Source organism: Actinomadura opuntiae (assembly GCF_030283205.1).
Lineage (GTDB): Bacteria > Actinomycetota > Actinomycetes > Streptosporangiales > Streptosporangiaceae > Spirillospora.
The window spans coordinates 21,650-35,033 of the sequence record NZ_JASNWF010000037.1; the positions used below are offsets into that span (position 1 = coordinate 21,650).

The following is a 13,384-nucleotide window of genomic DNA, read 5'->3' on the forward strand; positions in this document are numbered from 1 at the left end:
GACCGACCGGCACTGGTGACAGAAGAGGCGACCCTGGACCGGCCTGTCGTCGCGGGTGCCAGACCGAACCTTTGTCGCTGTGTTGGCACTCTCGCGTTGAGAGTGCCAGTCAGTGAGACTATGCCGTGCCCGTTTGCCCGTCAACACGGACACGGACGCACGCCCGCGGCGTTCCGGACCGTTCACCCGGGGATCATCCGCGGGTTCCGGCCGCTACCGTCCAGGACATGGACATCGCGTCGTTCCGGGAGCTGCTGACCCCCGCCGGCCAGGCACTTCTCGCGGAGGCGGGCGAAGCGGACGTGTCCGAGGCGGGGCTGCTGGGCACCGCGTCCCGGCTGCGCGCGCGGTACGGGGCGGACCTCGTGGCGGCGGCGCTGACCCAGGTGCGGCTCCGGCGGCGCGCGGAGGCCAAGTTCGGCGACGACGCCGGCCGCATGTACTTCACGCAGGCGGGGCTGGAGCAGTCGACGCGCGCGAACGTGGCGGCGCATCGGGCGCTGCGGTTCGCCGCCGTGTTGCCCACGGGCGCGCGCGTGCTGGAACTGGGGTGCGGCATTGGTGCCGACCTTACGGCGCGTTCGCGAGTGGGTCTTACAGGGGACGGCGTGGAACGCGATCCGCTTACGGCCGAGGTGGCGAAGGCCAATGTGACCGCTCTGGGGCTGGACGACCTCGCGCGCGTGCGCGTAGGCGATGCCGTGGAAGAGGCCCCAGACGGATATGCCGCCGTGTTCGCCGACCCAGGACGCCGGACGGCCCGTGGCCGCGTCTTCGACCCCCGCTCCTACGAACCGCCGCTGGACACCGTCCTGGATCTCGCGGGACGGGCGCCCGCCGCATGCGTCAAGGTCGCGCCCGGCATCCCGCACGAGGCGGTGCCCAAGGGCGCGGAGGCGGAGTGGGTGTCGGTCGCCGGCGACGTCAAGGAGGCCGCCCTGTGGCTCGGCGGGCTCGCCGGAGAGGTCGGGCGGCGCGCCACGCTCCTGCCGTCCGGCGGGGACGCGTGCACGCTGACCCCGGCCGGGCTGGGCGACCCGGACGTCCGCCCGTGGGGCCGCTACCTCTACGAACCGGACGGGGCCGTCATCCGGGCCCATCTCGTCGCAGAGGTCGCGGACCTGGTCGGCGGCGGGCTCGCCGATCCGCACATCGCCTACGTCACCTCCGACGAGCTGCGCCCGACGCCGTTCGCGTCCGCGTACGAGATCGAGGACGTGCTCCCGTTCTCGGTGAAGCGCCTCAAGGCCGAGCTGCGGCGCCGGGAGGCCGGCGTGCTGACGGTCAAGAAGCGCGGGTCGGCGGTCGACGTCGACCGGCTCCGCCGCGACCTCGGCTTCGGCGGGCGCCGCGGCGGGTACGGCGGCGCCGAGGCAACGGTGGTGGTGACGCGGGTCGGCCGGGACCCGGTCGCCCTGCTCGCCCGTCCCGTCCGGGCGGCCGACCCGCCCAGGGCGGGCCGCGCCCGCTAAACGGTCCAAAGATCTTCCGCGCGGCACCGCAACGCCAAGGACGTCCGCGCGACGCACCATGCCCGTGCAAATCATTCGCGCTTTCCGGCATTGCGTTCACCAGGGATTACGGGCGCCCGGCAAGGCGGCCGCGGCGGCCGTTGAAACGGCGCACCGAGATCAACGGGCGGGGAAACACCAAGGCAGGTTCAGAGATCGGGTTCCGGGCTCCCACGAATGCCGCCCGGAAATGGCGTTGCGGCCCGGTGGACGGCGCCGCGTCAGGCCGGCGCGGACCGGCGGGAGGGGCGGGAGGGCGGCACGGGAACTGCCGATGTTGGACGAGATGTACGGACAGACTCCCCGCCGCGGGCGGTCCGGAGGCGCCCGGCGCACCGTCCCGGCGGCGGAACCGATCCCCGCAATTGCCCAGAAGCCCTCGAATCACAGAAATCACCGTATGTTCGGTGAACACCGTCAATCCCCGCCAGTGGGATAACAGGCGCATTCCGCAGAACCCGCGACGTTCCCTGCTCCCCGTTATAGCGGCGCTTCACACGCACTACAGTGGCGACTTCACGATTCATTGCCGTACGCCATTTCGACGCGTCCGGCACACGAAGGAGCATCGGGTGGAAACGAATCACAACTTCCTGCAGACGGGGGGTCAACCGGTCTCGGATCGGATGCGGGAGTTGCTCGCCCGTGCGGCGCAGGACCACGTCTATGAACAGCGCTCACAGGGTCAGGTCCTGGACGAGATCCGCCAGCGGCTGGAAGGGATGGAGTGGCTGCTCCGCGAGGTCCGCGAGCGCGAGATCAGCGGGCTGACCGGGCAGCTCGACACCGTCCGCGGCCAGGTCGACGAGCTGGTCGGCAAGCCCCCGGAGTGGGCCGAGGGGCTGGCCGAGCACATCGACGGCCTCGGCGAGCGGGTCAAGCCGGTCGCCGAGCTGCCCGCGCTGTGGGCCGACGTCGGCGTCGTCGCCGAGAACGTCGACGAGGGCCTGACCCGCATCCAGGCCGTCCTGGACTCCGCGCAGCACATCACCGACGCCACCCAGCAGGCGTCGCAGCGCATGGAGGAGATGACCAAGCGGCTGGACAAGCTCCAGGGCAGCATGGAGGCCGCGTCCGTCCGCTTCAACCGGCTGGACAAGTCGCTGGCCGAGCTCGGGCACCGGTCCGAGCGGCTGGAGCACTCGATCAACGGCGTCACCGCCCGGGTCGACCAGGCGCTCGGCGAGATGGCCGAGCGGATGGAGCAGGGGCTCGAGGCGGTCAACGGCCGGGTCGAGGGCGTCGGCGGCCGGCTGGACGGGCTGGACGGCCGGCTGGACGGGGTCGACGGGCGCCTCGAGGGCCTGTCGGGCAAGCTGGAGGGCGTGGACGGCCGGTTCGAGAGCATCGAGGGCCGGATCGACGGCGTGGGCGAGCGGATCGGCCGGCTGCCGGCCACCCTGGAGATCGCCGAGCTGCACCGCATGGTGGGCGAGCTGGCCCGCCGTCCGATGATGGACCACAGCGACCGGTTCGACGCGCTGGAGAAGCACCTGGCCGACGCGGTCGACCCGCTGATCGAGGAGCTGCGCGCCCGGCCCGACCGCGACGAGGTCAAGGCCACGATGTCGCAGATCGCCGAGACGGCCTACAGCGACGTCGCCAAGCGCATGGACGAGTTCTCCCGCCGGTTCGAGGACGTGCACGAGGACGTGCGCAAGCGGATCGAGGGCATCCACGAGGAGGTCGCCAAGCGGGTCGACGTGGCCCTGGAGGAGTTCACCGCGCAGGTCGACCTCGTGTCCCGGCGGGTGGAGTCGGTGCACATCGACGTCACCAAGCAGGTCGAGTCCGTGCACCACGAGGTGGCGAGGCAGGTGAGCGGGGTGCACGACGACTTCGGCAAGCGGATCGGCGACATCCACGAGGACGTCACCCGGCAGGTCGGCAGCATCCACGACTCGGTCGCCAAGCAGGTCGCCGGAATGCAGGAGGACGTGGCCCGGCAGGTCGGCGGGGCGCAGGAGGAGTTCGGCCGGCGGGTGGACGGCGTGCAGGACGAGGTGACGCGGCGGGCGGAGTCGGTGCAGGCGGAGTTCGCCAAGCGCTTCTCGCACGTGCAGGACGAGGTGGGCCGCAAGGTCGACGGCGTCCACGACGACGTGTCCAAGCAGGTGAACGCGGTGCACGAGGACGTGCTGAAGCGGCTGTCCACGCTGGAGGAGACGATGCTCGCGCTGGCCGAGGCGCTGCTGCGCCCGCGCCGCGACGGCAAGGACTGACCGGCGCGGGTGGGGCCGCTCCCGCACGGCGGGCCCGGCCCCACCCGCCCCGCGTCCGCGGCCCCACCCGCCTCCGCGTCCGCGGTGGCGGACGGCCCCCGTCCCGGGTGTTCGGATCCCGCACGGAATCTGCGAGGTTTGTCCGGCAATCCGGTGAGACGACCGGAGGGCCTCCGGCACGCCACCGCGATGACGTGCATTTTGTTACGTTCCGTCTTCGCAAAATCACTCCCAATACCCTTCGGAATCCGTTTTCATGGATCTCGTGACTCGCACACCGGCTCCCTGCCTGCCGACCGGCGCCCCACCCGGCCACGCCACCCTGCGCTGGGTGGAGGGCTGCCTCGGCAAGGGCGCCGAGGTGCGGATGGTGCGGCCGCTGCCGGGCGGCACCGCGCACGCCAACCACGCGCTCGTGGTGGAGACGCCGTCCGGGACCGCGCACCGGCTGGTGCTGCGCCGCTGGACCGGCCGCGACACCGGCCTGGACGCCGGCCCCGGCCGCCGCTCCTACGGCGACACCGAGTTCTCCCCCGAGCGCGAGATCGCCGCGCTCGCGCTGCTGGCGGGCTGCGAGATCCCGACCCCCGGGCTCGTCGCCGCCGACCCGTCCGGCGCGCACTGCGACGTCCCCGCGCTGCTGATCAGCCGGCTGGTCGGCCATCCGCCCCGGCCGTCCCCCGACGACCTGCCCGAGTACCTCATCCAGCTCGCCGCCGCGCTGCTGCCGGTGCACGCGCTGCACGGCGCGTCCACGATGCCGCCGTACGTCCCCTACAACCGGCTCGACCAGCGCAACCCGCCCAAGCACGCGACGCGGCCGCGGCTGTGGGAGCGCGCCTTCGAGATCGCCGCCGGGCCCGCGCCGGACGCGCCCGCCCGCTTCCTCCACCGCGACTACCATCCCGACAACACGCTGTGGTCCTACGGCAAGCTGACCGGCGTCGTCGACTGGTCGGACGCCTCGTGCGGCCCCGTCGCGGTCGACGTCGCCCGGATGCGCCGCGCCCTCGCCCTGCGCTACGGCGTGCCCGTCGCCGACCGCTTCCTCGCCTCGTTCGACCAGGTCTCCGGCGGCCACCAGCACGACCCGTACTGGGACGTCCGCTGCCTGCTCGACCTGCTCCCCGAGGACGACGGCCGCATCATCGACGAGGCCAAGGTCCCCCTCTTCGAGGACTACCTCGACTCGTTGGCGGCCGCCCTCAGAGGGTGACCGACTCGACCGGGAGGCTGGAGTCGGCGGGGAGGTCCAGCTCGGACGGGTCGAGGCCGGAGGCGACGAGTTCGGAGCCGAGGGCGGCGACCATCGCGCCGTTGTCGGTGCACAGCTTCGGGCGCGGGACGCGCAGCCGGACGCCGGCGGCCTCGCAGCGCTCGGCGGCCAGGGCGCGCAGCCGCGAGTTGGCCGCGACGCCGCCGCCGATCAGCAGGTCGTGGACGCCGTTGTCCTTGCAGACCTTGAGCGCCTTCTGGGTGAGGACGTCCACGACGGCCTCCTGGAAGGACGCGGCGACGTCCGGGACGGGGACGGCCTCGCCCGCGCGCTCCTTGGCCTCCACCCAGCGCGCCACGGCCGTCTTCAGGCCGGAGAACGAGAAGTCGTAGGTGCCGTCGTTGTACTTGCCGCGCGGGAACGCGATCGCGGCGGGGTCGCCCTCGCGGGCCATCCGGTCGATCACCGGGCCGCCGGGGAAGCCCAGGCCGAGGACGCGCGCGACCTTGTCGAACGCCTCGCCCGCGGCGTCGTCGACGGTGCTGCCGAGCGAGCGGACGTCGCCCGCGACGTCCGGCACCAGCAGCAGCGAGGAGTGCCCGCCCGACACCAGCATCGCCACGCACGGCTTCGGCAGCGGACCGTGTTCGAGCTGGTCGACGCAGACGTGCGCGGCGAGGTGGTTGACGCCGTACAGCGGCTTGCCGAGCGACAGCGCGTACGCCTTGGCGGCGGCGACGCCGACCATCAGGGCGCCGGGCAGGCCGGGGCCGGCGGTGACGGCGAACGCGTCGATGTCGGTGAACGCCACGCCCGCCTCGTTCAGCGCCCGCTCGACGGTCGGGCCCATCGCCTCCAGGTGCGCGCGGGACGCGACCTCGGGCACCACGCCGCCGAAGCGGGCGTGCTGCTCGACGCTGGAGGCGATCGCGTCGGCCAGCAGCGTGCGGCCGCGGACGATCCCGACGCCCGTCTCGTCGCACGAGGTCTCGATGCCGAGGACCAGCGGTTCTTCGCGGATCATGTGCTCCCCCTGGTGAAGCCCACCGGACGGCGCTCCAAGCGGCGGCACATCACCACCGCGTCGACGTCGGCGGGCTGGTAGTAGCGCTTGCGGATCCCGACCTCGAAGAACCCGAACCGCTCGTAGAGCCGGCGCGCGGGCGGGTTGTCGGCGCGGACCTCCAGGAACACCGCCTCGGCGTTGCGGCGGGACGCCTCGTCCATCAGCTCGGTGAGCAGGGCGGCGCCGATCCCGGCGCCGCGGCGGTCGGCGCGCACCCCGATCGTCTGCACGTCGGCCTGCCCGCCCGCGGCGGCGAGGCCCGCGTAGCCGACGATCTCGCCGCCGGGCTCCTCGGCGACGACGTAGTGGCGGGTGGCGGGCTGGCCGGCCAGCTCCTCGGCGAGCATCTGCTCGCTCCACGCGTCGTCGGGGAACAGGACCTGCTCCAGCGCGTGGACGGCGGGCAGGTCGGCGCGGGTCATGCCGCGCAGCACGACGTCGGTCACCGCCCGGTCACCTTCTTGCGCGGGCCCGGCTCCTTCGCGTCGGGCCTGCGCAGGTACAGCGGCTCGGGCGGCAGCAGGTCGGGGCCCTTCTCGCCGGCCAGCCGCGCGACGGCCAGCTCCGCGACGGCGGACGCGGTGGGCAGCAGCGGCTCGTGCCCGCCGGCGCCGAGGACCTCCGGGTACAGGGCCGCGCCCTCGCCGATCACCGGAAGCCCCTCTGGGGCGCCGTCCAGGACGTCGGCGGCGGGGCCGACGGCGGGCTCGGTGGCGCGGGCGCGCGACGAGGCGTACCGCGCCCAGTAGACCTCCTTGCGGCGGGCGTCCGTGGCGACCGCGAACGGCTCGTCCCGTCCGGAGGCCCAGGCGATGGCGTCTAGCGTGCAGACACCGTGCACCGGGACGCCCAGCGACTCGCCCATCGCGCGCGCCGTGACCAGCCCGACGCGCAGGCCGGTGTACGGGCCGGGGCCCACGCCGACGGCGATCGCGCTGAGCGTGTCGGGCGCCGCGCCCGCCTCGGCCAGCACGGCCTTGATGGACGGGGTGAGCAGCTCGGTGTGCCTGCGCCGGTCGACGGCCTCGGCCTGGGCACGGCGCCGCGCGCCCTCGCCGGGGATCCACTCATGCAGCGCCACCGTGATCGCGGCGGTCGCGGTGTCGAAAGCCAAGACCAGCACGGGTTGTAAGCCTAGTCCAGCCGGTGGCCTGCACGGTGCCTCATCCGGGACGGCGGTACCGCGGCCCCGGGCCCGGCGGGGAGGTCAGGCCTTGTCGAGCGCCTGCAGGACGGTCTTGGCCACCTCGGTGGCGCCGTCGCCGGCGTCCTTGGACGACAGCGGGTCGCCGTCGTCGGATCCGGAGTAGTGGATCGTCACCAGCACGTTCGCGAGCCGCACGTTGGTGATCGCCTCGCCGGAGCCCTGCCCCTTGTCGACGCTGTAGACCAGGTAGCCCTCGTCGCCGACGCCCTTGACGTCGCTCTTCTCGGTCAGCTCCTGCCCCGCGAGCAGGGACTTGCCGGACTCGTCGGCGCTGCGCTCGGTGGCGATGGTGCTCTGCGCGACGGCGGTCGGGGTCTGCCCGGACGTCCCGGCGATCGCGCGCAGCTCGACGGTGAGCTGGCGCTTCTTGTCACCGGCGTAGGCGCCCCAGACGCAGCCGTTCTGCTGGTCGTTGTTCTGGTAGTTGTCGGCCGGGTTCTGCTCGGAGCCGGGGGCCAGCCGGTCGATCAGATCCTTGCCGAGGACCGAGCAGGAGTCGGGCACCGCCGAGCGCTCGCCGCTCGCCGTCGGGGAGCTGTCGGTGGCGCCGCTGCCGACGGCCTGGCCCGTGCCGTGCTCGGCGCCGCCGCCGACGCCATTCAGGATGAGGAACACCGCCAGCGCGCAGGCCGCCACGGCGCCGCCCGCTGCCAGCAGGATCGCGCCGCGCCGGCCGCCGCGGCGCTCGCGGGCGACCCGGTGGCTGCCGCTGGCCGTCCGGTATCCGCCGCTTCCGGCCCGGTGGCCGCCGCTCCCGGCGGCGTATCCGCCGCTGCCCGCGCGGTATCCGCCGCTCTCCGCCGCGTAGTCGCCGCTGCCGGACCGGTAGTCGCCGCTGCCCGAGTCGTAGCGGTCGCGCCGGGCGGAGTAGCCGCCGCTGTCGGCCGGGTAGTTGCCGCTGCCGGACCCGGTCTCGTAGCTGCCGCCCGTCGCGTAGTCGCCGATCGGGTAGCTGCCGCTCTCGGAGGGGTAGCCGCCCGTCGAGTACCGGCCGCCTTCGGACGGGTACGCGCCGCCGGCGGTCGAATACCTGCCGCTCTCGGCGGAGTACCGGTCGCCGCCGGCCGGGTAGCCGCCGCTCGTCGAGTAGCGGCCGCTCTCGGGGGGCTGGGCGCCGCCCTGGGCGGGGTACCCGCCGGTCGGGTACTCACCTGTGGGGTAGCCGCCGGTGCCGTAGCCGCCGCTCGCGGCCGGATAACCCCCGGTTCCTGACGAGGGGTAGCCGCCCGAGGACGAAGGGTAGCCGCCGGAGCCGACGGGCGGGGGCGGGGGCGGGTAAGCGCCGGAGCCGGGCACGGAGGGGTAGCCGCCGGTTCCGGGCGCGGACGGGTAGCCGCCGGTTCCGGGCGCGGACGGGTGGCCGCCGGAGCCGCTCTCGCGGTCCCCGGCGCCCGCCGGGTGGCCGCCCGTGCCCGAGGCACGGCGGCCGTCCTGCCCCGGGTACGGCCCGTACGCGCCGTCCCTCGTGCGGTCGTCGCCGCTGCGATGGCTGCCACTCACCGGATCCCACTCCTGCTTTGCGGAAATCTCTGATATGTCGCGTAGGTGAGGTTCGTTCCGGCAAAGAGTACGACATCTCACAGCAAAGTGGTCCGGCGGCACTTACGAAAATCGGAGAAGATCTCCGATCCTTCTCAGTCCAGGTCGCCGGGCAGGTCGCTCCAGCGATCACCGACGCCTTCGATCCTTACTTCGCGCGTCTCGCCCGGCCCGTCCCCGCGCGAAATGATCACTTCCAGCCGGTCGTCGGCGAGGCCCTCGGCGAGGCCTTCTCCCCATTCCACGATCGTCACCGATTCCGCCACCGAGGCGTCGAGATCGAGATCGTCGAGCTCCGCGAAACCGCCCAGCCGGTAGGCGTCCACGTGCACCAGCGGCGGGCCGCCCGCCAGCGACGGGTGCACCCGCGCGATGACGAACGTCGGCGAGGTGACCGGCCCGCGGACCTTGAGGCCCTCGCCGATCCCCTGCGTCAGCGTCGTCTTGCCCGCGCCGAGGTGGCCCGTCATCACCACCAGGTCCCCGGCCCGCAGCAGCCCGGCCAGCCGGACGCCGAACTCCCGCATGTCCCCGTCGCTCGGGACGGTGACGGTCATGCCGCTCATGCCGTGCGCTCCTCCTCCTCGCGGCCGGCCTCCAGGCAGCCCGGACGGACGCGCTCGACCAGCCGGCGCAGCCCGCCGGTGACCACGCCCGGATACTCCAGCGGCAGCACGTGCCCGGCCTCCTCCACCTCTACCAGCTCCGCGTCCGGCAGCGCCCAGGCGACGCGGCGGCCGTGCGCGGGCGGGGTCAGCCGGTCCTGCCCGCCGACCGCCACCAGCACGGGCACCCGGCCCAGCGCCTCCAGCGACCCGACCTTGTCGTGCACCATCAGCGCCGGGTAGAACTCCGCGATCACGTCGATCGGGGTCGCCCTGATCATCTGCTCCAGGAAGTCGACGACCGTGGGGCTGACCTGCTTGTCGGCGAACGCCATCTTCCGGGTGACGACGAACGCCAGGTCGGCGCCCAGCCCGCGCGCCCGGTCCACCAGGTCGGCGCGCCGGCCGAGGCCCCGCAGGGTGCGCGGCGCCAGCGGCCGGACGACCTTGGCCAGCAGCAGCGGCAGCCCGAGCGTCATCTCCGCCAGGTCCCCGCACGAGGTGTTGACCAGCGCGGCGCCGACGACCCGCGGCCCGAACAGCTCGGGATGCGCGTCCGCCAGCGCCATGATCGACATGCCGCCCATCGAGTGCCCGACCAGGACCACCGGCCCCTCGGGGGCCGCCGCGCGCAGCACCGCGGCCAGGTCCTCGCCGGTCTGCTCGATCGTCGCGTGCACCGGGTCGCCGCGCCCGGAGCGGCCGTGGCTGCGCTGGTCCCAGAACACCATCCGCAGCCGTCCCCGCAGGTCGCGGCGCTGGTAGTGCCAGGAGTCCTGGTTCAGGCAGTAGCCGTGGCAGAACACGACCGTGAGCTCGGCGTCGTCGGGGCCGTCGACCTCGACGTGCAGCTTCAGGCCGTCGGAGGCGCGGACGGACATCGTCCGGCCGCGCAGCTCGCCGAACGGCTCGCCGGCGTCCGGGTCGGGGCGCAGCCGCACCCGGCCCACGGCCAGCCGCCGCAGCCCCACCGCCGCGCCCACCCCGGCCGCGCCGACACCCGCGACGGCCCCGGCGATCCCGATCAGCCGCCTGTTCCTGACGTCCATCCTCACGCCCCCTGCCGCCCCCGATAGACCCTCGGCACCCGGGACCCGATCCGGGTGACGATCTCGTAGGAGATCGTGCCGAGCGCGTCCGCCCACTCCTGCGCGGTCGGCTCGCCCCGGTCGCCCGGCCCGAACAGCACGATCTCCTCCCCCGCCGCCATCTCGTCGTCCCCGAGATCGATGACGAACTGGTCCATGCAGACCCGTCCGGCGATCGTCCGGCGGCGACCGGCCGCGAGGACCTCCAGCACGTTCGACCCGTGCCGCGGGATGCCGTCGCCGTACCCGGCCGGCACCACCGCGAGGTTCGTCTCGCTCTTCGTGAAGTAGGTGTGCCCGTACGACACGCCGCTGCCCGCCGGAACCCGCTTGACCAGCGCCGCGTCCGCCACCAGCGTCATCGCCGGCCGCAACCCGAAGGTACCGAGCGACGGCACCGGTGTCAGCCCGTACGTCGCGATACCCGGCCGTACGAGGTCGAACCGCGCCTCCGGCAGGGTCAGCGCCGCCGCCGAATTCGCCAGATGCCGGACCTCGAGCCGCGCGCCCGCCTTCTCCGCGTGCTCCACCATCTCGGTGAACGCGCCGAGCTGCGTGCCGATGGACGGATGGCCGGGCTCGTCCGCGCACGCGAAGTGCGACATCGCCCCCACCACCCGCAGGTGCCCGGCCGCCTCCGCCGTCAGCGCCGCGTCCACCAGGTCGCGCCAGTCCTGCCCGCGCGCCCCGCCCCGCGTCATGCCGGTGTCGGCCTTCAGGTGCACCCGCGCCGGGCGCCCCGCCCGCTCGGCCGCCCGGACCAGCTCGTCCACCAGCCACAAGGCGCCCACGGTCAGGTCGACGTCGCGCGCCACGGCCTGCTCGAACGGCTCGCCGGGCACGCCCAGGCACACCAGCGTCCGGACGTCCACGCCCGCGTCCCGCAGCGCCAGCGCCTCCGCCAGCTTCGCCACGCCCAGCCACGTCGCGCCCCCGACGAGCGCCGCGCGCCCCGCCTCCACCAGGCCGTGCCCGTACGCCTCGGCCTTCACCATCGCCATCACCTCGGCGCCGCCCGCCTTCTCGCGCAGCAGCCCGATGTTCCCGGCAATGGCGTCCAGGTCGACGCGCGCCTCCGCAGGAACCCTCATGGTCACCCAGTCTGCCGTTCCCGAGCCCGTGCCCGGAGCACCCCCGCCCGGACCCGCCCCGGTGAGGCGCACCCCCGTGCGCCTTCTGCCCCCTATGACGCGTTTCCTCCGCCCACGGTTCGACATCAGCGGAGCGGACGCCTCAACCGTCACGCGAGCGCGCTACCTGACCGGTGGGGGCGAAGCCGAAGGCGAGCCCCCACCGGGAAGCTCGCGAAGCGAGGCCGCGCTCGCCAAATCACGGTCAGGGTGCGAGCCGCTAGGCGAGCGCCCTGGGCCGGGATTTTTAAACACTACGGAACGCGTCGGGGAGGGCGGTGATGACGTCGTGGGCGCTGATCGGGGACTCGGCGGCGTCGGGGTGGGGGGCGGAGGCCAGGCGGGCGGCGAGGCCGTGCAGGTAGGCGCCGGCGGCGGCCGCGTCGAGGGCGGGCATGCCACCGGCGAGCAGGGCGCCGACCAGGCCGGACAGGACGTCGCCGGTGCCGGCGGTGGCCAGCCGCGGGGTGCCGGTCGGGTTGACGCGGACGGGCCGGTCCTGTTCGGCGACCAGGGTCGTCGAGCCCTTGAGCAGGACGGTCGCGGACAGTTCGACGGCGGCGCGGCGGACGTGCTCCAGGCGGTGGGCCTCGATGTCCTCGCGGGTGGCGTCGATGAGGCGGGACAGCTCGCCGGCGTGCGGGGTGAGGACGGTCGGCGCGGGACGCAGCAGCAGGTCGCGGCGGCGGGCGAGGACGGTGAGGCCGTCGGCGTCGACCAGGACGGGCAGGTCGGTGGACAGGACGGCCTCCAGCAGCGACTCGGCGGCGTCGCCGGTGCCGAGGCCGGGGCCGGCGACCCACGCCTGGACGCGGCCGATGCGTTCGAGGACCTTCGCGTCGTGCGGGCCGGGCTCGATCACCGTGGTGACGACCTCGGGCCAGCGGTGCCGGACGAGTTCGACGGGGTGCGCGACGGAGGCGAAGCGCACCATGCCCGCGCCGCCGCGGACCGCGCCGCCGGTGCTGAGGACGGCGGCGCCGGTGTACTCGTCGCCGCCGGCGAGGATGCCGACGACGCCGCGCCGGTACTTGTCGGACTCGGGCCCGGGCTCGGGCGGGCGGACGTCGGCGGGGCGGGCGGCGACCACGTCGGGGTCGGGCAGGTCGTCGCCGAGGCCGATGTCGACGAGCTCGACGACGCCGCAGTGCGAGGCGCCGGGGTCGATCAGCAGGCCGGGCTTGTGGGTGCCGAAGGTGACGGTGATGTCGGCGTGCACGGCGTCGCCGGCGACGCTTCCGGTGCCGGCGTCGACGCCGCTCGGGACGTCGCAGGCGACGACGAGGCCGGGCGCCTCGGAGGCGAGCGCGGCGAGGCGGGCGTGCGGGTCGCGCAGGGCGCCGGTGCCGCCGATGCCGGTGAGGCCGTCGACGATGAGGTCGGCGCCGGCGACGGCGTCCGCGGGGTCGTCGCCGAGGAGGCGGCCGCCGGCGGCGCGCAGCGCGGCGAGTCCGCCCTCGTGGATCTTGGAGCCGGCCTGGACGGCCAGCACGCGGGCGCCGCGGCGGGCCAGCCGGGCGCCGGCGTAGAGGGCGTCGCCGCCGTTGTCGCCGCCGCCGACCAGCAGCACCACGCGGGACCCGTAGACGGCGGGCAGGACGCGGGCGCAGACCGCCGCCAGTCCCGCGGCGGCCCGCTGCATGAGCGCGCCTTCGGGGAGCCGCGCCATCAGCGCGCGCTCCGCCGCCCGCACCTTTCCGACCTCGTGCGCGTACCTCATCCGCCGCTCCCCTGGTGCGCCGTCCCGACGATCACATCACTTACCCTGCCACGCCGCCGCGCCGCGTAACCGGGCGGAGG

The 13,384-nt window shown here is 74.3% G+C and carries 11 protein-coding genes; 3 read left to right on the forward strand and 8 right to left on the reverse strand.

The genetic code is table 11. The annotated features are described in order from the left end of the window. Positions 1-227: 227 nt before the first annotated feature. From QP089_RS45795 to QP089_RS45805, 3 genes are all read left to right on the forward strand, one after another. Complete coding sequence (locus QP089_RS45795) at positions 228-1,472, forward strand: class I SAM-dependent methyltransferase (RefSeq protein WP_285920880.1); 1,245 nt, start codon at positions 228-230, stop codon at positions 1,470-1,472. 611 nt (positions 1,473-2,083) lie between these two features. Next, on the forward strand, positions 2,084-3,733 hold the full coding sequence (locus tag QP089_RS45800) for a hypothetical protein (RefSeq protein ID WP_285920881.1): 1,650 nt from the start codon (positions 2,084-2,086) through the stop codon (positions 3,731-3,733). Between the two features lie 256 nt (positions 3,734-3,989). After that, a complete protein-coding gene (locus QP089_RS45805) occupies positions 3,990-4,949 on the forward strand; it encodes a phosphotransferase family protein (RefSeq protein ID WP_285920882.1) in 960 nt (319 codons plus the stop codon). Here QP089_RS45805 and tsaD read toward each other — a convergent pair. The 8 genes from tsaD to QP089_RS45845 all read right to left on the reverse strand — a co-directional run bounded on the left by tsaD (position 4,939) and on the right by QP089_RS45845 (position 13,304). Further along, entirely contained in the window at positions 4,939-5,973 is a 1,035-nt protein-coding gene (gene tsaD / locus QP089_RS45810) for a tRNA (adenosine(37)-N6)-threonylcarbamoyltransferase complex transferase subunit TsaD (protein ID WP_285920883.1), read from the reverse strand. The genes QP089_RS45805 and tsaD overlap by 11 nt on opposite strands. Further along, positions 5,970-6,461, reverse strand: coding sequence for a ribosomal protein S18-alanine N-acetyltransferase (gene rimI, locus QP089_RS45815; protein WP_285920884.1), 492 nt, complete (start codon positions 6,459-6,461; stop codon positions 5,970-5,972). Before rimI ends, tsaD begins: the two co-directional genes overlap by 4 nt. Further along, complete coding sequence (tsaB, locus tag QP089_RS45820; protein WP_285920885.1) at positions 6,458-7,138, reverse strand: tRNA (adenosine(37)-N6)-threonylcarbamoyltransferase complex dimerization subunit type 1 TsaB; 681 nt, start codon at positions 7,136-7,138, stop codon at positions 6,458-6,460. Before tsaB ends, rimI begins: the two co-directional genes overlap by 4 nt. A gap of 84 nt (positions 7,139-7,222) precedes the next feature. After that, complete coding sequence (locus tag QP089_RS45825; protein ID WP_285920886.1) at positions 7,223-8,722, reverse strand: hypothetical protein; 1,500 nt, start codon at positions 8,720-8,722, stop codon at positions 7,223-7,225. Positions 8,723-8,856: 134 nt separating this feature from the next. Continuing rightward, a complete protein-coding gene (gene tsaE / locus QP089_RS45830) occupies positions 8,857-9,318 on the reverse strand; it encodes a tRNA (adenosine(37)-N6)-threonylcarbamoyltransferase complex ATPase subunit type 1 TsaE (protein ID WP_285920930.1) in 462 nt (153 codons plus the stop codon). A gap of 5 nt (positions 9,319-9,323) precedes the next feature. After that, complete coding sequence (locus tag QP089_RS45835) at positions 9,324-10,415, reverse strand: alpha/beta fold hydrolase (protein WP_285920887.1); 1,092 nt, start codon at positions 10,413-10,415, stop codon at positions 9,324-9,326. A gap of 2 nt (positions 10,416-10,417) precedes the next feature. After that, the gene (gene alr / locus QP089_RS45840; protein ID WP_285920888.1) at positions 10,418-11,545 is read right to left on the reverse strand and encodes an alanine racemase; all 1,128 of its coding nucleotides are present in this window, start codon (positions 11,543-11,545) and stop codon (positions 10,418-10,420) included. A gap of 286 nt (positions 11,546-11,831) precedes the next feature. After that, positions 11,832-13,304 carry an NAD(P)H-hydrate dehydratase gene (locus QP089_RS45845; RefSeq protein WP_285920889.1) on the reverse strand — a complete coding sequence of 491 codons (1,473 nt, stop codon included), beginning with the start codon at positions 13,302-13,304 and terminating at the stop codon, positions 11,832-11,834. Positions 13,305-13,384: the final 80 nt, after the last annotated feature.

Coding starts and splice junctions, on each gene's coding strand:
- QP089_RS45795 (WP_285920880.1), top strand. CDS start 228: ATGGACATCGCGTCGTTCCGGGAGCTGCTGACCCCCGCCGGCCAGGCA.
- QP089_RS45805 (WP_285920882.1), top strand. CDS start 3,990: ATGGATCTCGTGACTCGCACACCGGCTCCCTGCCTGCCGACCGGCGCC.
- tsaD (WP_285920883.1), bottom strand. CDS start 5,973: ATGATCCGCGAAGAACCGCTGGTCCTCGGCATCGAGACCTCGTGCGAC.
- tsaE (WP_285920930.1), bottom strand. CDS start 9,318: ATGACCGTCACCGTCCCGAGCGACGGGGACATGCGGGAGTTCGGCGTC.
- QP089_RS45835 (WP_285920887.1), bottom strand. CDS start 10,415: ATGGACGTCAGGAACAGGCGGCTGATCGGGATCGCCGGGGCCGTCGCG.
- alr (WP_285920888.1), bottom strand. CDS start 11,545: ATGAGGGTTCCTGCGGAGGCGCGCGTCGACCTGGACGCCATTGCCGGG.
- QP089_RS45845 (WP_285920889.1), bottom strand. CDS start 13,304: ATGAGGTACGCGCACGAGGTCGGAAAGGTGCGGGCGGCGGAGCGCGCG.